Origin of the sequence: Cellulomonas sp. RIT-PI-Y (assembly GCF_025642745.1) — a bacterium.
Classification (GTDB): domain Bacteria; phylum Actinomycetota; class Actinomycetes; order Actinomycetales; family Cellulomonadaceae; genus Cellulomonas.
Map to the genome: position 1 here is coordinate 82,648 of NZ_JANZKP010000003.1, position 17,937 is coordinate 100,584.

The window sequence follows — 17,937 nt, forward strand, 5'->3', positions numbered from 1 at the left end:
CCCCCTCCGGACGGACGAGTCGCCTCCCGAGTGCACAGGCTAGGGCCGGGCGGGTCTCAGATCACGCCGAAGGCGAGCATGGCGTCCGCGACCCGGGTGAACCCGGCGATGTTGGCGCCCACCACGTAGTCGCCGGCCGCCCCGAACTCCTCGGCGGTCGCGGCGCACCGGTCGTGGATGCCGCGCATGATGTCGGACAGCCGCTGCTCGGTGTACTCGAAGCTCCACGCGTCCCGGCTGGCGTTCTGCTGCATCTCCAGCGCGGAGGTGGCCACACCGCCGGCGTTGGCGGCCTTGCCCGGAGCGAACAGCACCCGCTCGGCCTGGAACAGCTCGACGGCCGCCGGGGTGGTCGGCATGTTCGCGCCCTCGGCCACCGCCAGCACGCCGCCCGCGATCAGGGTCTTGGCATCGGCGGCGGACAGCTCGTTCTGGGTGGCGCAGGGCAGCGCGACCTCGGCCGGCACGTCCCACACCCGGGCACCGGCGGCGTAGCGGGCGTCCGGGCGGCGCTCGGCGTACGCGCTCACCGGCAGTCGCTCCGCCAGGCGCACCCGCTTGAGCAGCTCCAGGTCCAGGCCGGCCTCGTCGACCACCGCACCCTGGGAGTCCGAGCAGGCGACCACGTGGGCACCGAGCTGCTGGGCCTTCTCCACCGCGTGCAGCGCCACGTTCCCCGAGCCGGAGACCACCACCCGCAGCCCCTCCATCGACCGGCCCCGGGTGCGCAGCATCTCCTGGGCGAACATCACGGTGCCGTAGCCGGTGGCCTCGGTGCGGACCAGCGACCCGCCCCACTCCACGCCCTTGCCGGTCAGCGCACCGGACTCGTAACGGTTGGTGATCCGCTTGTACTGGCCGAACAGGTAGCCGATCTCCCGGCTCCCGACGCCGATGTCACCGGCCGGGACGTCGGTGTACTCGCCGATGTGCCGGGCGAGCTCGGTCATGAAGGACTGACAGAACCGCATCACCTCGGCGTCGGAACGCCCGCGCGGGTCGAAGTCCGCACCGCCCTTGCCGCCGCCGAGTGGCATGCCGGTGAGCGCGTTCTTGAACACCTGCTCGAAGCCGAGGAACTTCACGATCCCCAGGTAGACCGACGGATGGAACCGCAGCCCGCCCTTGTACGGCCCGAGCACCGAGGAGTACTCCACCCGGAAGCCCCGGTTCACCTGGATGCGCCCGGCGTCGTCCACCCACGGCACCCGGAAGATGATCTGCCGCTCCGGCTCGCACAGCCGTTCCAGCACGGCGGCGTCCGCGTACTCCGGATGCGCCTCGATCACCGGTCCGAGGCTGTCCACCACCTCCCGCACCGCTTGGTGGAATTCCGTCTCACCGGGATTCCGGCGCAGGACTTCCTCGAGGACGGGGGTGAGACGGGGGTGCACGATCGGGCTCCTGACCTGTGACGAAACCGCCATCGTGCACCCCTTGCCCGAATGCTGCGCAGATTCGTCTCAGCCGTCGGGACGGTCGGCCTCAGTCGAAGTAGCGCGGCAGCGTCCCCTCGAAGACCTCGCGCGCCTCGGCGAGCGGCAGGGTGAACAGCCCCTGCACCTCCACCGCGGCGGCGTGCACGTGGTCGGAGGGCAGCTCGTCCACCGGAGCGCCGGCACCCGGGGTGCAGGCCTCGGCGGTCTCACCGATCTTGAGCACCGGCACGCCCTGCGCGGTGCACAGGTCCTCCAACCGGACTCCCTCGCCGCGCGGCACCGCGACCAGCGCACGCGCGGTGGACTCGGAGAACAGCAGCTCGAACGGGGTCAGACCGCTGCGCTCGGCCAACGGGCCCAGGTCGATCTGGACCCCGACGCCGTAGCGCAGGCTGGACTCGACCAGCGCCTGCGCCAGGCCACCCTCGGACAGGTCGTGCGCCGCGTCGGCCACCCCGTCGCGGGCGGCCCGGATCAGGACCTCGGCCAGCCGGCGCTCGGCCTCCAGGTCGACCTGCGGCGGCCGACCGCCCAGGTGCTGGTGCGCGACGTCCGCCCACGCCGACCCGTCCAGCTCCGAGCGGGTGACGCCCAGCAGGTAGACCGACTGGCCGGGCTCGGTCCAGCCGGAGCGCACCGCCTTGGCCACGTCGTCCAGCACCCCGAGCACGCCCACCACCGGGGTCGGGTGGATGGCGGAGTCGATCTTCCCGGGCTCGCCGGTGCCGTTGTAGAGCGAGACGTTGCCGCCGGTGACCGGGACCGACAGCACCTGGCACGCCTCGGCCAGGCCCTCGATCGCCTGCACCAGCTGCCACATGGACGCCGGGTCCTCCGGGCTGCCGAAGTTGAGGCAGTCGGTGACGGCCAGCGGGCGGGCGCCGGAGGCGGCGACGTTGCGGTACGCCTCCGCGAGCGCCAGCTGCGCACCGGTGTACGGGTCGAGCTTCGCGTACCGCCCGTTGGCGTCGGTGGCCAGCGCCACGCCCAGGCCGGTGACCTCGTCCACCCGGATCACCCCGGCGTCGTCGGGCTGCGCGGCGGCGGTGTTGCCCTGCACGAAGCGGTCGTACTGGTCGGTGACCCAGGCCTTGGACGCCAGGTTCGGCGAGGCCAGCAGGTCCAGCACGGTCCGGCGCAGCTCGGCGCCGGTGGACGGGCGGGGCAGCGCGGCCACGGTGTCCGCGTTCAGCTCGGCCTGCCAGGTCGGCACCGAGTACGGGCGGTCGTAGACCGGGCCCTCGTGCGCGACGGTCTTCGGGTCGACATCCACGATCCGGCGCCCGTGGTGGTCGATGGTCAGGCGGCCGGTGCCGGTGACCTCACCGATCACCGCGGTCTCCACGTCCCACCGCTGCGTGATCGCCAGGAACGCCTCCAGCTGGTCCGGCCGGACCACCGCCATCATCCGCTCCTGCGACTCGGACATCAGGATCTCGCCCGCGGTCAGGGTCGGGTCGCGGAGCAGCACGTTCTCCAGGTCGACGTGCATGCCGCCGTCACCGTTGGACGCCAGCTCGCTGGTCGCGCAGGAGATCCCCGCCGCCCCCAGGTCCTGGATGCCCTCCACCACGTGCGCGGCGTACAGCTCCAGGCAGCACTCGATCAGCACCTTCTCCATGAAGGGGTCGCCGACCTGCACGCTGGGCCGCTTGGACGGCTTGGTGTCGTCGAAGGTCTCGGAGGCCAGGATCGACGCGCCGCCGATGCCGTCGCCACCCGTCCGCGCACCGAAGAGCACCACCTTGTTGCCCACACCCGAGGCGTTGGCCAGGTGGATGTCCTCGTGCCGCAGCACCCCGAGGCAGAGCGCGTTCACCAGCGGGTTGCCCTGGTAGGAGGCGTCGAACACCAGCTCGCCGCCGATGTTCGGCAGCCCCAGGCTGTTGCCGTAGCCGCCGACGCCGGAGACCACGCCGTGCACGACGCGGGCGGTGTCCGGGTGGTCCACCGCGCCGAAGCGCAGCTGGTCCATCACCGCCACCGGCCGGGCCCCCATCGAGATGATGTCCCGCACGATGCCGCCGACGCCGGTCGCCGCACCCTGGTAGGGCTCGACGTACGACGGGTGGTTGTGCGACTCGACCTTGAAGGTGACCGCCCAGCCGTCGCCGATGTCCACCACGCCGGCGTTCTCCCCGATGCCCACCAGCAGGTGCTCGCGCATCGCGTCGGTCGTCTTCCGGCCGAAGGTGCTCAGGTGCTTCTTGCTCGACTTGTACGAGCAGTGCTCCGACCACATCACGGAGTACATCGCCAGCTCGGCCGCCGTCGGCCGCCGTCCCAGGATGTCCCGGATCCGCTGGTACTCCTCCGGCTTGAGACCCAGCTCCGCGAAGGGCTGCTCCTGATCGGGAGTGGCGGCCGCGTCGTCGACCGTGTCCGTGGCGTCAGTGGGGGTGGACGTGCTCATCGGATCCCTTGCGACTGGGTGGATGGGGGGAACAGCGTCGGGGCACAGGCTACCCGGGCGGGTTCACCGCTCGGACACCCGGTCCGGCCTAGAGTCGGCGGCACCATGCGCCGTCTGCCGATCGCCCTGCTCGCCGGTCTCCTGCTGCTCGCGGGCTGCACCCCCGGGACCGGCGACCCGGTCCCGACCGCCGTGGCCACCGCGGACACCACCGCGGACGTACCGGCCGCCACCACCGACGCCGCCGGGGTCCGTGCCACCGGGACCCCGCTCACGGTCGGCGACCTCACACTCGTCCTCTCCCCGGCGCCGGTCGATCCCACGGTGGACGAGGAGGGCGCCACCACCGTCGAGGTCGGGGGGACGGTGTCGGCCGCTCCGCCGGAGGGCGACTCCGCCGAGCCGCTGGGCGACGGCGGTGTGCTGCTCCGGGACGTCGCGGGCGTCGCGGTGGCCGGGATCGACGCCGACGGGGCGACCTCGACCGTCGCGGCGGACGGGCTGATCGTCTTCACCCCGACCACCGAGCTGTCCACCGTGACGCTGACCGTCGCGACCGTGGCGGTGCGCTCGGCGACCTGGGCCGACATCGACGACGAGGGCGGCCGCTCGCTCGCGGTGGTGCCGAGCACCTGGGCCCGTGGCGGCGGGCTCGCGGTCGACGCGCTGCTCTGGGCCCAGCTGATCGCCGCGCAACCGGAGGCGGACAGCCAGACGATGCACGACCAGCTGACCTGCCACCAGATCGGTGCGCCGGACAAGGAGAGCTGGAACCTGGAGCCGTGGCGGCCGGAGGTCGGACTGGTGCAGACCCTGCTGGCGCGGTGCAATCCGGAGTGATCCGGCTCTCATCGGGGAACACCCGGCCCGCTGCTAGTGTCTGCACCACCATGCGCCACCTCACCGACACCCCCTGCACCCGCTGCTGTCGACCGACGTCGACCGCCGCGTGCTGTTGTCGCTGACCTGACGCACCCGGCGCCCGGAGCGCCCCCGGCCGTCGCTCTGGGTGGCCAGCGTGGTCGCCCACACCGAGGCCAGTCCGAGCACCGAGCCGACCGACAGGTCGATCCCCCCGGCGGTGATCACGAACGTCATCCCGATGCACAGCACCCCGACGATCGACGCCGTGGAGACGATCACCGTCAGGTTGTCCAGGCTGGCGAACCGGGTGCCCGACGTGGCGTAGCCGATCACGCCGAGCACGGCCAGCGCGATGATCAGGCCGATGTTGCGCATCCCGGCCCCGCCGAGGGAGTAGCGCGACGGGGCCGCCGCCTGCTGCTCCACCCGGGCCTGCTCGTCGGACGCCGGCGGCGCCGCTGCGGTCTGGTGGCTCACGCCGCACTTCCTTCCATCACCATGTCGAGCACGGTGTGCTCGTCGATCTGATCGGTCGGCCCGGTGTGCACCACCCGGCCCTCGGACACCACCAGCACGCGGTCGGCCAGACCGAGCACCTCCGGGATCTCGCTGGAGACCACCACCACGGCGGCGCCCGAGTCGGCGAGCCGGCGGACCAGGGCGTAGATCTCCGCCCGGGCGCCCACGTCGACGCCCCGGGTCGGCTCGTCCAGCAGCAGCACCCGGCAGCCGTGCACCAGCCAGCGGGCGAGCATCGCCTTCTGCTGGTTCCCGCCGGACAGGGTGCGGATCGCGCGGTCGACCCCGGTGGGGCGCAGGTCCAGCGAGGCGGCCTGCTCCGTCGCGGCGTCCCGCTCGGCCCGCTCGTCCAGCAGCCCGCCACGGGCGAACCGGCCGAAGGTGGACAGCGTGATGTTCCGGTACACCGGCTCGTCCAGCAGCAGGCCCTGGCTCTTGCGCTCCTCCGGGGCCAAGCCGATCCCGGCACGCACCGCGGCGCCCACCGATCCCGGGCGCAGCCGGGTGCCACCGACCCGGACCGTCCCGGCGGTCGCCTTGCGTGCGCCGTAGACGGTCTCCAGGATCTCGGACCGCCCGGAACCGACCAGACCGGCCAGCCCGACGATCTCCCCGGCACGGACCTGGAAGCCGACGTCGCTGAACGTGCCGCGCAGCGCGAGGTCCTCGACCTCCAGCACCACCGGCGCGGCAGTGCCCTCGGTGTCGCGCGCGACACGGACCGGGAAGGCGAACTCCACCGAGCGGCCGGTCATCAGCCGGATCAGGTCGGCGGTCGGGGTCTCGGCCACCGGGAGGTTCGCGGCGACGGTGCGCCCGTCCTTCAGCACGGTGATCCGGTCGCCGATCGCCCGGATCTCCTCCATCCGGTGCGAGATGTACACGATGGCGACCCCCGAGGCCGTGAGCTCACGGACCACGCGGAACAGGTTCTGCACCTCGTCGGAGTCCAGCACCGCGGACGGCTCGTCCATCACGATCACCCGGGCGTCGTGCGACAGCGCGCGGGCCATCGACACCACCTGCTGGGCGGCGGCGGACAGGCTGGCCACCTCGCGGTTCGGCGACAGCTCACCGTGCCCGAGCCGACGGAGCAGCTCGCGGGTGTGACGCCGGGCCTCGCGGCGCCGGGACACCCCCGCGGTGGCGAGCTCGTGCCCGAGGTAGATGTTCTCCGCGACCGTGAGGCCGCCGACCACGTCCAGCTCCTGGTACATGGTGGCGATGCCCCGCTTGAGCGCGGCGACCGGGGTCGGGAAGGTGACCGGCTCCCCGTCCACCAGCACGGTGCCCTCGGTGGGCTGGTGCGCCCCGGCGAGGACCTTGATCAGGGTGGACTTCCCGGCGCCGTTCTGCCCGAGCAGGCAGTGCACCTCACCGGGGAGGACGTCGAGGTCCACCCCGTCGAGCGCCCGGGCACCCGGGAACTCCTTGACGATGCCGCGCATCTGGAGCAGCGGCTGGGGGTCGGCGTTGACCATGTGGTGATCCTGACCAGAGTTCTGTCGGCTGTCAATCAAAAGTTGCAAACTTATCGGCACGTTATGTGATCGTGACCGACAGAAGCGAGAGGGAGTTCACCCCAGATCGTGGGGTGGAGATGATCGAGGTGACACGCGGGCCGCGTCGTTGCGGCCGTACCGAGCAGTCGATGTGGGACGTGTCGGACATGAGGGACGTTACGGGACCTTTTGCCGCTTGCCAAGCACAAGTTGCACACAGGTTCGACGAAAGCCGACTTCGGCGGCCCGACTTCGTGGTTCACTGTCCGGGTGCAGGACGTCGTGAAGCTTCCCCAGCGGCACACCGGGGCCGGTGAGCTGTTCCAACTCCTCCGGGACGGTCGGCCGCGGACCCGTGCCGACCTGGCCGCTGCCACCGGTCAGGCCCGGTCCACCATCGCCGCGCGGGTCGACCTGCTGATGTCTGCCGGACTGATCTCCCCCGCGGGCGAGGCCTCCTCCACCGGCGGCCGGCCGCCCACCACCTTCGCCTTCCGGCCCACGGCCAAGATCGTGCTCGCCGTCGAACTCGGCGCCACGCACGCCCGGGCCGCCCTCACCGATCTGCGCAGCACCGTCCTCGCCGAGACCGCCGCCGCCCTGGCGATCAGCGAGGGCCCGGACGTGGTCCTGGACTGGGTGGTGACCACGGCCCGGAAGCTGCTGGCCGACCAGGGCCGGGACCTGGGCGACCTGGCCGGTGTCGGCGTCGGCCTGCCCGGCCCGGTGGAGCACTCCACCGGCCGTCCGATCAACCCGCCGATCATGCCCGCCTGGGACGACGTCGACGTCTCCGGCCTGCTGGCCGCGCAGCTGCACGCACCCGTCCTGGTCGACAACGACGTGAACCTGATGGCGCTCGGCGAGCACCGCACCGCCTGGCCGGAGGTCGACGACCTGCTGTTCGTCAAGGTCGCCACCGGCATCGGCTCCGGTGTGATCTGCGACGGCGAGCTCCGGCGCGGGGCGCAGGGCACCGCCGGGGACATCGGCCACATCGCCGTCCCGGGGGCCGAGGGCGTGCCCTGCCGCTGCGGCAACGTCGGCTGCCTGGAGGCCGTCGCCTCCGGCCACGCGGTCGCCGAGGCGCTGACCCGTCAGGGGCTGACCGCGGCCGACGGAGCCGACGTCGTCGCCCTGGTCCGGTCCGGCGACCTGGCCGCCAGCCGCGCTGTCCGGCAGTCCGGCCGGGAGATCGGCGCCGTCCTCGCCGCCTGCGTCAGCCTGCTCAACCCGTCGATGATCGTGATCGGCGGCATCCTCGCCGAGGCCGGGGAACACCTGATCGCGGGCATCCGCGAGGTCGTCTACTCCCGCACCCTGCCGCTGGCCACCCAGCACCTGCGGATCGTCACCTCGCAGGCCCGGTCGCAGGTCGGCATCCTCGGCGCCAGCGCGATGGCGATCGACCACGTGCTGTCGCCGGAGGCGGTGGACGCGCTCATCGCGTGACCACCCCGACGCCCCGGCACCGACCGGCGCCTAGACCGTCGCCGCCCGCTTCGCCGCCTTCCAGTACCCGCAGAACGTGATGTCCTCCTTGGGCACGCCCGCCTTCACCCAGTGCCGCCGCGCTCCGGTGGCCAGCGCCGACTCCCCGACCGCCCAGCCGGTGAACCGCGTCTCCGGCAGCGGTCCGTCCGTCACCGCGGCGAGCGCCCGGGCGCCGGGGACGTCGTGCGAGCCGTGACCGCGGGCGATCCAGCGGACCGTGACCCTCGCGGGGCCGGAGAGCTCCTGCCGGTCGGCCTCGTCGGCGATCTCCACGATCGCCTCCCCCACGGTGTGCGCGGGCAACGAGGCGAGGATCCCGGCGACCGCGGGCAGCCCGGACCCGTCGGCGACCAGCAGCACCCGGTCGTGGGCGGCGGTGGGGAACGTGATGCCCTCGTCGATCAGCGCCACCGGGTCGCCGGGGCGGCACTGCTGCGCCCAGGTGGCCGCCGGGCCGGAGGTGCCGTCCTCGACCGACCCGTGCACCACGAAGTCCACGTCGAACTCCGGGCCGGTCGCGGTCACCCGGTGCGCCCGCACGGTGTAGTTCCGCAGCACCGGCCGCCGGGTCCGGGAGATCGTCAGGTACCGCAGGTAGCTCAGGGTGTCGAGCTTGGCGGGCAGCCGCTCCAGACCGGTGCCGTCGTCCACCGGCAGGAACAGCCGGAACCACTGGTCGTAGCCCATCGGGCTCAGCGCCGCCGCCCCCTCGCCACCGAGGGTGACCCGGACGAAGCCGGGTGACAGCCGCTCGGTGCGCAGCACCTCCACGGTGAGGAGGTCGGACCCGGCCGGGCGGGTGCGTCCGGCGTTGACATTGCTGCGGGCCACGGCTACTCCTGAAGTGAGGGAAGGCTTACCTCACCACGCAGCGCCGTCGATCGACAACCCCCGGGCCGCGAGCAGCTCTCGGGTGAGCGGCTCGCGCGGTGCCGCGAACACCTCGGCCACCGGCCCGGACTCCACCACCCGGCCCCGGCTCATCACCAGCACCCGGTCGCACACCCGCCGGATCACCCCCAGGTCGTGCGACACCAGCACCAGGCAGACGCCGGTCTCCCGGCGCAGTTCGACCAGCAGGTCCAGCACCGCCGCCTGGACCTGGACGTCCAGCGCCGACACCGGTTCGTCCAGCACCAGCACCCGGGGCTCCGCCGCGAGCGCCCGCGCGATCGCCACCCGCTGACGCTGACCGCCGGACAGGGTGCGCGGTCGCCGGGCGGCCAGCGCCGGGTCGAGGTGCACCCGGCGCAGCAGGGCGTCGACGTCCCGTGCCCCCGCGTCCCGCAGCACCGCGCCGACCGTCAGCCGGGGGTCCATCGACCCCAACGGATCCTGCGGCACCCAGCGGATCGCCGACCGGCGGGCCCGCCGCCGGGACTCGGGCGCCCCGGACCACGGCCCGCCGTCCAGCTCCACCGTCCCGGCGTCCGGGGTGTCCGCCGCCAGCAGCAGCCGGGCCAGCGTGGTCTTGCCGGACCCGGACTCGCCGACCAGGCCCAGCGCCTCCCCGGCGCGCAGCTCCACGTCCACGTCGTCGACCGCGGTCACGGTCGCCCCGCCGGGCAGCGGGAACTGCCGGCGCAGCCCACGGCCCACCAGCACCGGCTCGCCGGGCTCCGGCACCGGTCCCGGTCCCTCGGGCAGCCGGGCCGCCGCCACGAGTCGGCGGGTGACCTCGTGCCGGGGCGCACCGACCACCTCGGCCACCGTGCCGGACTCGACCACCAGGCCGTCGTCCAGCACCAGCACCCGGTCCGCGACCCGGGAGACCGCCGCCAGGTCGTGGCTGATCAACAGGATCGCCGTCCCCGCGTCGCGCAGCCCGGCCAGCAGGCCCAGCACCCGGGCCGCCACCGTGGCGTCCAGGGCGGTGGTCGGCTCGTCCGCGATCAGCAGCGGCGGAGCGGCGGCGAGCGCCGCGGCGATCAGCGCCCGCTGCCGCATCCCGCCGGACAGCTGGCCGGATCGCTGCCGGGCGCGCAGCTCCGGCTCCGGCAGCCCGACCCGGGTCAGCAGCTCACGCACCCGGGCGTCACGTCGGGCACGGGGCAGCCGGGGATCGGGTCGCCCGGAGCCGTCCCGGGGCCGGCGGATCGCGATCGCCTCGGCCACCTCCGCGCCGACCGTCCGCAGCGGGTCCAGCGAGCCGAGTGCGTCCTGCAGCACCAGGCCCACGTCCCGGCCCCGGGCGGACCGCCACTGCCGCGCCCCGAACCCGCGGGCGTCCCGGCCGAGCAGCCGGAAGTGCTCCGACCCGGACGGTTCCAGCCCGACCAGGGCCCGGGCCAGCACCGACTTGCCCGCCCCGGAGCCGCCGACCACCGCCACGCACTCCCCCGGCGCGATCCGCAGGTCCACCCCGCGCAGCACCGGCCGGTCGAAGGCGACCCGCAGGCCGCGCACGTCCAGCACCGGCCCGGTCATGCCGACACCCGCCCGATCCGCCGGCCCAGGACCGTGAGGGCGGCGGCGGTCAGCGTGATCGCGGTGCCGGGCACCACGGTCAGCCACCACGCCGAGTCCAGGTACAGCCGGCCGGCGTTCAGCATCGCGCCCCACTCCGGCGACGGCGGCAGGGCCCCCAGGCCCAGGAAGCTCAGCGCGCACACCCACACCACCGCCTGCCCGATCCCGAGCGTCGCCACGGACACCAGCGGCCACAGGGTGTTCGGCAGCACGTGCCGCACCACGACCCGGACCCGGCCGTGTCCCTCCAACCGCGCGGCCTCCACGTAGCCGGAGGCCGCCACCGTGCGCACCCGGGCGCGCAGGATCCGGGCGTACCCCGGTGCGGTCGCCGCCCCGACCGCCAGCACGGAGGACCGCACCCCGGCTCCCTGCACGGCGACCAGCAGCAGTGCCAGCACCAGGGTGGGCAGCGCGAACAGCACCTCGATCACCCGGCCGACCGCGGCGTCCAGCCAGCGCGGTCCGAGCCCGGCGGCCAGCCCGAGCACCAGCCCGGCGCCGACCCCGATCCCGGTCGCCGCGGCGCCGATCCCCACCGACGCCGCCGCCCCGTGCACCACCCGGGTCCACAGGTCGCGGCCCGACTCGTCCGCGCCCAGCCAGTGCCCCGGCCCGGGCGACGCGAACGCCGACAGCGGGTCGACGGCGGTCGGGTCCCCGGGCGCGAGCAGCCCCGGCCACACCACGGCCACCGCGATCAGCGCGACGACCGCCGTCGACAGCGCGGTGCTCACCCGCCCGGTCATGCCACGACCTCCGGCACCCGCGGATCCAGCACCCGTTCCAGCAGGTCGACCACCAGCATCACGACGACGTACGCCAGCGCCACCACCAGCACCGCGCCGATCACCACCGGCACGTCCCGGCTGAGCGTCGCGTCCAGCAGCAGCCGGCCCAGACCGGGCCGGCCGAACAGCGTCTCCACCACCACCGCTCCGGACAGCAGCGACCCGAAGGCCCAGCCGGAGAGCGCGACCGCCGGCAGCACCCCGTGCCGCAGGCTGTGCCGCCACAGCACCCCGACCGCCGACCCGCCGCGAGCCCGGGCGGTCACCGCGAACGGCGCGGTCTCCGCCTCGAGCACCGCGTCCCGGATCAGCTGCCCGAGGAACCCGGCGACCGGTACCGCCAGCGTCACGGTCGGCAGCACCAGCCCCGCGGGGTCGCTGCCGGAGCTCGTCGCCGGGAACCAGCCGAGGGTGGTGGAGAACACCAGGATCAGCACCGCGCCCAGCCAGAAGTGCGGGACCACCGCGGCCACCACCTCGACCCCGCGCAGCACGGCGGCGCACGCCCGGCCCACCGGGCCCCGCGCCCCGACCGCCGCCGTCGCCACCGCGAGCGCCAGTACCCAGGCCAGCACCAGCGCGAGCACCGCGAGCAGGAACGTCCCCGGCAGCTGCTCGGCGAGCAGGTCGCCGACCGGCACCCGCCGGGCGTAGGAGTCGCCGAGGTCGAAGGTCAGCACCCGCCAGAGCTGGGTCAGGTACTGCACCACCAGCGGCCGGTCGAGCCCGTACTCCGCGCGGGCCGCGGCGACCGCCTCGGGGCCGGCCTGCGACCCGGGTCCGCCGAGGATCGCCTCGGTCGGGTCACCGCCCGCCGCCCGCAGCGCGAAGAACACCACGGTGGCGACCACCCAGGCCACCAGCAGGGCGGAACCGATCCGGGCCAGCGCCCAGCGCAGCCAGGCCACCGCTCAGGACAGGACGCGCGCGTCGAGGAAGGTCGGCGTCGCGACCGTGTTCAGGGTGCGCACCCCCTCCGCGTCGCGGACCAGGAACCGGTTGAGCTGGTCGTAGAGCGGCAGCACCGTGTAGCTCTCCAGGATGGTCTGCTGCGCCTGCTGGTAGAGCTCGGATCGCTCGTCGGCGTCCGAGGTCGTCGCCGCGCGGTCCAGCAGGTCGTCCAGGGCCGGGTCCGTCAGCTCCGCGTGGTTGGCGAAGTAGCCGCTCGGCGCGGGCACCGTGCCGTCCGAGTGGTAGAGGATCCGCAGCACGTCCGGGCCGACCTTGGTGTACGGCGCGCTGACCGCCTCGTACTCGTGGGCGCCGAGCGCGGCGTACCAGCCGGACAGGTCCAGCGGGGTCAGCACCACGTCGAACCCGGCCTGCTTGGCCCCGGCCTGGATCTGCTCGAACAGCGACTGCTCGGCCGCCACCGACTGGTTGGTGCTGACCGGGAACCGCACGGTCAGCCGCTCGCCGTCCTTGGTGCGGTAGCCGTCGGCGTCCCGCTCGGTCCACCCGGCCTCGTCCAGCAGCTCGTTCGCCCGGTCCAGGTCGACCGTGAACAGATCGGGCTCGGAGTACACGTCCGGCTCCACGCTGGACAGCACCGAGCTGGACCGCTGCACCGTCCCGGCGAACAGGGTGTCGATCCCGGCGTCGATGTCCGCCGACCGCACGAACGCCTCCCGGACCCGGATGTCGTCGAAGGGCGCCTGCGCCGCGTTCAGCTCGATCCGGTTGGAGGCCCCGGGCCGCGGGGCGTCGATCAGGGCGATGTCGCTGTCCCCGCCGGCGGCGGCGACCGCGTCCGGCTGCGGGTTGTCGATCATCTGCACCTCACCGGAGCGCAGCGCGGCGTAGCGGGTGGCGGCGTCCGGGATGAACCGCCAGACGATCTGCTCCACGTACGCGGGACCGTCGTGCCCGGCCTCCGGGTCCAGCCCGGCGTAGTCGTCGTTGCGCACCAGGTCGACCTGCTGCTGCGGCGTCCAGCTGTCCACCACGAACGGCCCGGTGCCGACCGGTGCCGCGCAGTTCGCGTCCATCCCGCGTTCGATGCCGGCCGGCGACTCCATCGCGGTCCACTGCTGGCTCAGCGACTCCAGCAGCGCCGAGTCCGGCTCGGTCAGGTGGAACCGTGCGTGCGTCGCGTCGACCGCCTCCACCGACGCGACCTTCTGCACCGCCAGGTAGCCGGTCGACGATCCGGTGTCCGGGTCCTGCAGGTGCTCGATGTTCACCCGCACCGCATCGGCGTCGAAGGGCGTGCCGTCGGTGAACGTCACCCCGTTCTCCAGGGTGAAGTCCCAGGTCAGACCGTCGTCGCTCACCTCCCACGCGCTCGCGAGCCAGGGCAGGATCGTGCCGTCCTCGGACCGGCCGACCAGCGGCTCGAGGTACTGGGTGCTGATCAGCGCCTGCGGGTAGTTGCCGCCGACGTGCGGGTCGAGGCAGGTCGGCTCGGCGTCCCCGGTGGCGTACACCAGGGTCCCGCCGTCCTGCGGGGTGGCGTCCTCGGACGTGGCCCCGGAACAGGCGGCCACGAGCAGGACCGGGACGACGGCGAGGGCGACGAGCGACTGACGGGCCACGAGGGTCCTGCTTTCGACGGATCGGGGAGTTGTTGAACCGGGTCCAACAATAACGGCCCTGGCTAGCATGGGTGTCGTGACGATCCCCACACGCCGGGCCGGCCGCCCGCACGCCTCCTCCCGGGCCATGCTCGAGGAGGCAGCCGGCGAGCTGTTCCTGGAGCAGGGGTACGCCGCCACCTCGGTCGCCGACATCACTCGCCGGGCGGGGGTGAGCCGCTCCAGCTTCTTCAACTACTTCGGCGGGAAGAGCGACCTGCTCTGGGCGAGCTTCGACGAGCTGGTCGACCGGCTGCGCGCCGACCTGACGGCCGACCCCGCCGACCCGCGCGCCGCCCTGCTGCGCCTGGCCCGGGACCTGCCCGCCGACCACGTGGCCCTGGCGTTCACCCAGAGCGACGCGATGGGCCTCGGCGAGGAGCTGCGGCTGGCGGCCGCCCGGCGCACCATCGCCGTGGCCGACGCGCTCCGCCCCGCCGCGGCCGGCCTCGACCCCCTGCACGCCCGGGTCGCCTGCACCGCCTGGGCCGGAGCGTTGATCGCCGCCGTCCAGGAGTGGTCCCGCGCCGGGGCCTCCCGCACCAGCCTGCCGGACCTGCTCGGCCGCGCCCTGACCCCGGTCGGCCGCGCCTTCTCCTGACCCGCACCCACCCGCACCCTGCCCTCACGCTCACGCCACCCGCCGAGTGCGGAGAACTCGTCGCCCATATCGCCCGTACCGCGACGACTTCTCCGCAGTCGCCGAGTCGGCCGGCTGGGACGGAGGTCCCGGGTCCGGGTAGCGTCCGGGGCGTGAGCTCCGCCGACACCGCCGTGCGCGGCTGGCGTCTGCTCGCGGTCGCCGGGACGGTCACGGCGCTGGCGCTGCTCGGTCACCTGCTGGCCGGGGGCTCGGCGCCGGGCGCGGCCGCTCTGGCCCTGCTCGGCGTGCCGGTGCTGATCGGCTCGGCCGTCCTAGCCCGGCGGCGACTGCGCGCCCGCACCCTGCTCCCGTTCGCGGCGGCGGCCCAGCTCGGCCTGCACCACGGCCTGGCCTGGCTGTCCGGCCCGACCACGATCACGCCCGGCACCGGGCACCACACCACCGTGGTGGTCCGCACCCTGCTGCACGCGCATCCCGGCGCCGGACCCGGCACGCACCCGGTCGACGGCGGGCTGATGCTCGCCGCCCACCTGCTCGCCGCCGCGCTCACCGTGGCCCTGCTGCTCGCGGTGGAGCGGGGCCTGATCGGCCTGCACCGCCGCTGGCTCGCCCTGCTGCCCCTGCTGGGCGGACCCCTGCCGAGCAGCCCGCGGCGCACGCCCGCGCCCGCCACCCGCGCCGTGCGGCACCCGGCGCACTCGGTCACCCTCGGCGGCCGCGGGCTGCGCGGGCCACCGGTCGCCCTGCTCACCGCCTGATCACACCGGTCCGACCCCGCGACCCATCCGCCCCACCCGTCCGCGCCGAACTCCGCGCGTCCGGGTCGGCAGCGCACCCGGGTCAGCGCCGACCGGTGCACCCACCTGTACCCGGCCGCACCCGCGGCCCCCTGTCGAAGGACCCACCATGACCACGCACCGCACCGCCCGTCTGCTCGCCACCACCGCCGCGACCGGCGCCGTCCTCGCGCTGACCGCGACCGCCGCCTCCGCGCACGTGCACATCACCCCGGACACCACCGCCGCGGGCAGCTACGCGATCCTCACCGTCCGGGTGCCCAACGAGTCGCCGGACGCCGCGACCGTCGGCGTCACCGTCGATCTGCCCACCGACACCCCGCTCACCTACGTCGCCACCGAACCGGTGCCCGGCTGGACCGCCGAGGTGATCACCGGCGCCCTGCCCGAGCCGGTCGAGGTGAACGGCGCCACGCTGACCCAGGCCCCGCTCCAGGTGGTGTGGACCGCCACCGACGGCGGGATCGGCGACGGTGAGTTCCAGCAGTTCGAGCTGTCCACCGGTCCGCTGCCGGAGGCCGGGATCGACCTGGTGCTGCCCACCCACCAGGCCTACAGCGACGGCAGCGTCGTCGACTGGGACGAGGTCAGCACCGACGGCACCGAGCCGGAGAGCCCGGCTCCCGAGTTCACCACCACGGCGGCGGTCGAGGACGACTCCCCCGCCGCGGAGCCGACCGCGGAGACCACCACCACGGCGGACGGCGCCACGACGACCGCCGCACCGGACCCCCTGGGCCGCTGGCTCGGCGGTCTCGGCCTGCTCGCGGGCGTCGCCGCCCTCGCCCTGGTCCTGACCGGACGGGCCCGCCGCTCGTCCTGACCCCGTCGGGAGTGCACGAAGGCGGGCCCTGCCTCCGTGCACTCCCGGCCTCGGTCTGTTGATTCGTTGACTTTTCAAGTAGTCTCCCCCGGACGCAGGTCCCGACCCCGAGGAGACGTCATGCCCGACCGCCGACCCACAGCGGCCGAGCGCCAGGCCCACCTGGCCGCCGTCCGTGCCGAGCAGCAGCGCAGCAAGACCCGCCGCACCTGGCTCTACGGCTCGATCGCCGGAGTGCTGGTGCTGGGCCTGATCGGCATCAGCATCGCCGTGATCTGGGACGCCGGCCGCGACCAGGCAGCCCTGGACACCGCCGCCGCGCAGGACATCGAGGGCGTCGAGGTGATCGACGGCCTCACGTTCAACCATGTGAGCACCACCGTCGACTACCCGCAGACCCCGCCCGCGGGCGGCGACCACAACGCCGCCTGGCTGAACTGCGGCGTCTACACCGAGCCGGTGCCGAACGAGAACGCGGTGCACGCCCTGGAGCACGGCGCGGTCTGGATCACCTACTCCCCCGATCTGCCCGCCGACCAGGTGACGACCCTGCAGGCGATGGCCGAGGGCCAGTCCTACGTCGTGGTCAGCCCGTACGAGGACATGGACTCGCCGGTCGCGATCAGCGCCTGGGGCTACCAGCTCGAGGTCGACGACGCCTCCGACCCGCGCCTGGCCACCTTCCTGCAGAAGTACCTGCTGAACCCGGAGCTCTCCGAGGTCGGCGCGCCCTGCTCCAACGGCGTGGGTGTGCCTGCGTGACGGAGTCCGCCGTGCCGCGCCGGTGTGTCGTCCTGATCCTGCTGGTCGCCACCCTGGCCGTCGGCGCCCTGATCGGCGCCCTGCTCGCCCGGCAGCCCGCGCTCGCCGTCCCCGCCGAGGGATCGGTGGACGCGGGCTTCGCCCGGGACATGCAGGCGCACCACGCCCAGGCCGTGCAGCTCGCGGTGCTGATCCGCGACCGCAGCACGGACGAGGAGGTCCGGACGGTCGCACTCGACATCCTGCTCACCCAGCAGAACCAGATCGGGCAGATGGCCGGCTGGCTCAGCACCTGGGGGCTGCCGGCGGCGAGCAGCACCGCCCCGATGGCCTGGATGACCGACGGCTCGCACGCCCACACCGCGTCCGCCGCCACCGGCTCGTACGCGGACATGCCCGGCTGGGTGTCCGGCGCGGACCTGGCCCGGCTGACCGCAGCCGACGGCACCGAGGCTGACCGGCTCTTCCTCCAGCTGATGATCCCGCACCACGAGGGCGGGGTGCAGATGGCGCAGTACGCCGTCGACCACGCCCGGATGCCCCAGGTCGTGGCATTGGCGAACGGCGTGGTCACGTTCCAGGAGAAGGAGCTGACCGTGCTGCACGACATGTTGACCGCGCGCGGCGGCCCGGTCGACTGACCACCTGACGGACACATCTGTCCCACTGATCGGGAACCCCGATCAGTCCACATGACAGAACACTGTTGGACGACCACGCCCGGTCGCGCTTAGCGTGTCCGCCATGACGTGGAACCGACCCCTCGGACACCGGGCGCTGAGCGCACCGGTGCCCGGTCGTTCCCGCGCCCCGATCTCCGGGGCCCCCGGCGCCGACGTGCGCCCCTGTTGTTGTCGCTGACGAGTCACCGCTGACCGTCCCGCCGC

16 protein-coding genes are annotated in these 17,937 nt (G+C 73.9%); 7 read left to right on the top strand and 9 right to left on the bottom strand.

Going from position 1 to position 17,937, the window contains the following annotated elements; all coding sequences use genetic code 11:
• Positions 1-56 precede the first annotated feature (56 nt).
• Together gdhA and purL are read right to left on the bottom strand one after the other, a co-directional pair.
• Positions 57-1,394, bottom strand: a complete 1,338-nt coding sequence (gene gdhA / locus OGL89_RS02155; RefSeq protein WP_263118198.1) for an NADP-specific glutamate dehydrogenase — start codon at positions 1,392-1,394, stop codon at positions 57-59.
• 91 nt (positions 1,395-1,485) lie between these two features.
• Positions 1,486-3,852, bottom strand: a complete 2,367-nt coding sequence (gene purL, locus OGL89_RS02160; protein ID WP_263118199.1) for a phosphoribosylformylglycinamidine synthase subunit PurL — start codon at positions 3,850-3,852, stop codon at positions 1,486-1,488.
• A gap of 105 nt (positions 3,853-3,957) precedes the next feature.
• Here purL and OGL89_RS02165 point away from each other — a divergent pair, with 105 nt between their 5' ends.
• The gene (locus OGL89_RS02165) at positions 3,958-4,692 is read left to right on the top strand and encodes a DUF2599 domain-containing protein (protein WP_263118200.1); all 735 of its coding nucleotides are present in this window, start codon (positions 3,958-3,960) and stop codon (positions 4,690-4,692) included.
• Positions 4,693-4,752: 60 nt separating this feature from the next.
• Here OGL89_RS02165 and OGL89_RS17080 read toward each other — a convergent pair whose 3' ends face one another.
• The gene (locus OGL89_RS17080) at positions 4,753-5,193 is read right to left on the bottom strand and encodes a hypothetical protein (RefSeq protein ID WP_346770658.1); all 441 of its coding nucleotides are present in this window, start codon (positions 5,191-5,193) and stop codon (positions 4,753-4,755) included.
• Positions 5,190-6,716, bottom strand: a complete 1,527-nt coding sequence (locus tag OGL89_RS02175) for a sugar ABC transporter ATP-binding protein (RefSeq protein WP_263118201.1) — start codon at positions 6,714-6,716, stop codon at positions 5,190-5,192. Before OGL89_RS02175 ends, OGL89_RS17080 begins: the two co-directional genes overlap by 4 nt.
• Positions 6,717-7,007: 291 nt before the next feature.
• Here OGL89_RS02175 and OGL89_RS02180 point away from each other — a divergent pair, with 291 nt between their 5' ends.
• Positions 7,008-8,189: an ROK family transcriptional regulator gene (locus OGL89_RS02180; protein WP_263118202.1), complete on the top strand. Its 1,182-nt coding sequence runs from the start codon at positions 7,008-7,010 to the stop codon at positions 8,187-8,189.
• Positions 8,190-8,219: 30 nt separating this feature from the next.
• Here the strand turns inward: OGL89_RS02180 and OGL89_RS02185 are convergent, their stop codons facing one another.
• From OGL89_RS02185 to OGL89_RS02205, 5 genes are read right to left on the bottom strand one after another with little or no spacing between them, the layout of a single operon-like run.
• Positions 8,220-9,062 (bottom strand): siderophore-interacting protein, encoded by an 843-nt coding sequence (locus OGL89_RS02185; protein WP_263118203.1) that lies wholly within the window; start codon positions 9,060-9,062, stop codon positions 8,220-8,222.
• Between the two features lie 30 nt (positions 9,063-9,092).
• Entirely contained in the window at positions 9,093-10,658 is a 1,566-nt protein-coding gene (locus OGL89_RS02190; protein ID WP_263118204.1) for an ABC transporter ATP-binding protein, read from the bottom strand.
• On the bottom strand, positions 10,655-11,449 hold the full coding sequence (locus tag OGL89_RS02195; RefSeq protein ID WP_263118205.1) for an ABC transporter permease: 795 nt from the start codon (positions 11,447-11,449) through the stop codon (positions 10,655-10,657). Before OGL89_RS02195 ends, OGL89_RS02190 begins: the two co-directional genes overlap by 4 nt.
• Positions 11,446-12,399, bottom strand: a complete 954-nt coding sequence (locus tag OGL89_RS02200; RefSeq protein WP_263118206.1) for an ABC transporter permease — start codon at positions 12,397-12,399, stop codon at positions 11,446-11,448. The genes OGL89_RS02195 and OGL89_RS02200 overlap by 4 nt, the downstream gene beginning before the upstream one ends.
• Before the next feature lie 3 nt (positions 12,400-12,402).
• Entirely contained in the window at positions 12,403-14,025 is a 1,623-nt protein-coding gene (locus tag OGL89_RS02205) for an ABC transporter substrate-binding protein (RefSeq protein ID WP_263118208.1), read from the bottom strand.
• A 76-nt stretch (positions 14,026-14,101) separates the two neighbouring features.
• On the opposite strand from OGL89_RS02205, the gene OGL89_RS02210 reads away from it, so the two are divergent.
• The 5 genes from OGL89_RS02210 (at position 14,102) to OGL89_RS02230 (ending at position 17,691) form a co-directional block, all read left to right on the top strand.
• A complete protein-coding gene (locus OGL89_RS02210) occupies positions 14,102-14,665 on the top strand; it encodes a TetR/AcrR family transcriptional regulator (protein WP_263118209.1) in 564 nt (187 codons plus the stop codon).
• 152 nt (positions 14,666-14,817) lie between these two features.
• Positions 14,818-15,426 (top strand): hypothetical protein, encoded by a 609-nt coding sequence (locus OGL89_RS02215; RefSeq protein WP_263118210.1) that lies wholly within the window; start codon positions 14,818-14,820, stop codon positions 15,424-15,426.
• 148 nt (positions 15,427-15,574) lie between these two features.
• Positions 15,575-16,288, top strand: coding sequence for a YcnI family protein (locus OGL89_RS02220; RefSeq protein ID WP_263118211.1), 714 nt, complete (start codon positions 15,575-15,577; stop codon positions 16,286-16,288).
• A gap of 120 nt (positions 16,289-16,408) precedes the next feature.
• On the top strand, positions 16,409-17,050 hold the full coding sequence (locus OGL89_RS02225) for a DUF3105 domain-containing protein (protein ID WP_263118212.1): 642 nt from the start codon (positions 16,409-16,411) through the stop codon (positions 17,048-17,050).
• Positions 17,047-17,691 carry a DUF305 domain-containing protein gene (locus tag OGL89_RS02230; RefSeq protein WP_263118213.1) on the top strand — a complete coding sequence of 215 codons (645 nt, stop codon included), beginning with the start codon at positions 17,047-17,049 and terminating at the stop codon, positions 17,689-17,691. The genes OGL89_RS02225 and OGL89_RS02230 overlap by 4 nt, the downstream gene beginning before the upstream one ends.
• The last annotated feature ends 246 nt before the right edge of the window (positions 17,692-17,937 follow it).

Bases quoted from the DNA above. Each gene is read 5' to 3' on its own strand.
- OGL89_RS02225 (WP_263118212.1), top strand. From the start codon at position 16,409: ATGCCCGACCGCCGACCCACAGCGGCCGAGCGCCAGGCCCACCTGGCC.
- OGL89_RS02195 (WP_263118205.1), bottom strand. From the start codon at position 11,449: ATGACCGGGCGGGTGAGCACCGCGCTGTCGACGGCGGTCGTCGCGCTG.
- OGL89_RS02220 (WP_263118211.1), top strand. From the start codon at position 15,575: ATGACCACGCACCGCACCGCCCGTCTGCTCGCCACCACCGCCGCGACC.
- OGL89_RS02165 (WP_263118200.1), top strand. From the start codon at position 3,958: ATGCGCCGTCTGCCGATCGCCCTGCTCGCCGGTCTCCTGCTGCTCGCG.
- OGL89_RS02190 (WP_263118204.1), bottom strand. From the start codon at position 10,658: ATGACCGGGCCGGTGCTGGACGTGCGCGGCCTGCGGGTCGCCTTCGAC.
- purL (WP_263118199.1), bottom strand. From the start codon at position 3,852: ATGAGCACGTCCACCCCCACTGACGCCACGGACACGGTCGACGACGCG.
- OGL89_RS02175 (WP_263118201.1), bottom strand. From the start codon at position 6,716: ATGGTCAACGCCGACCCCCAGCCGCTGCTCCAGATGCGCGGCATCGTC.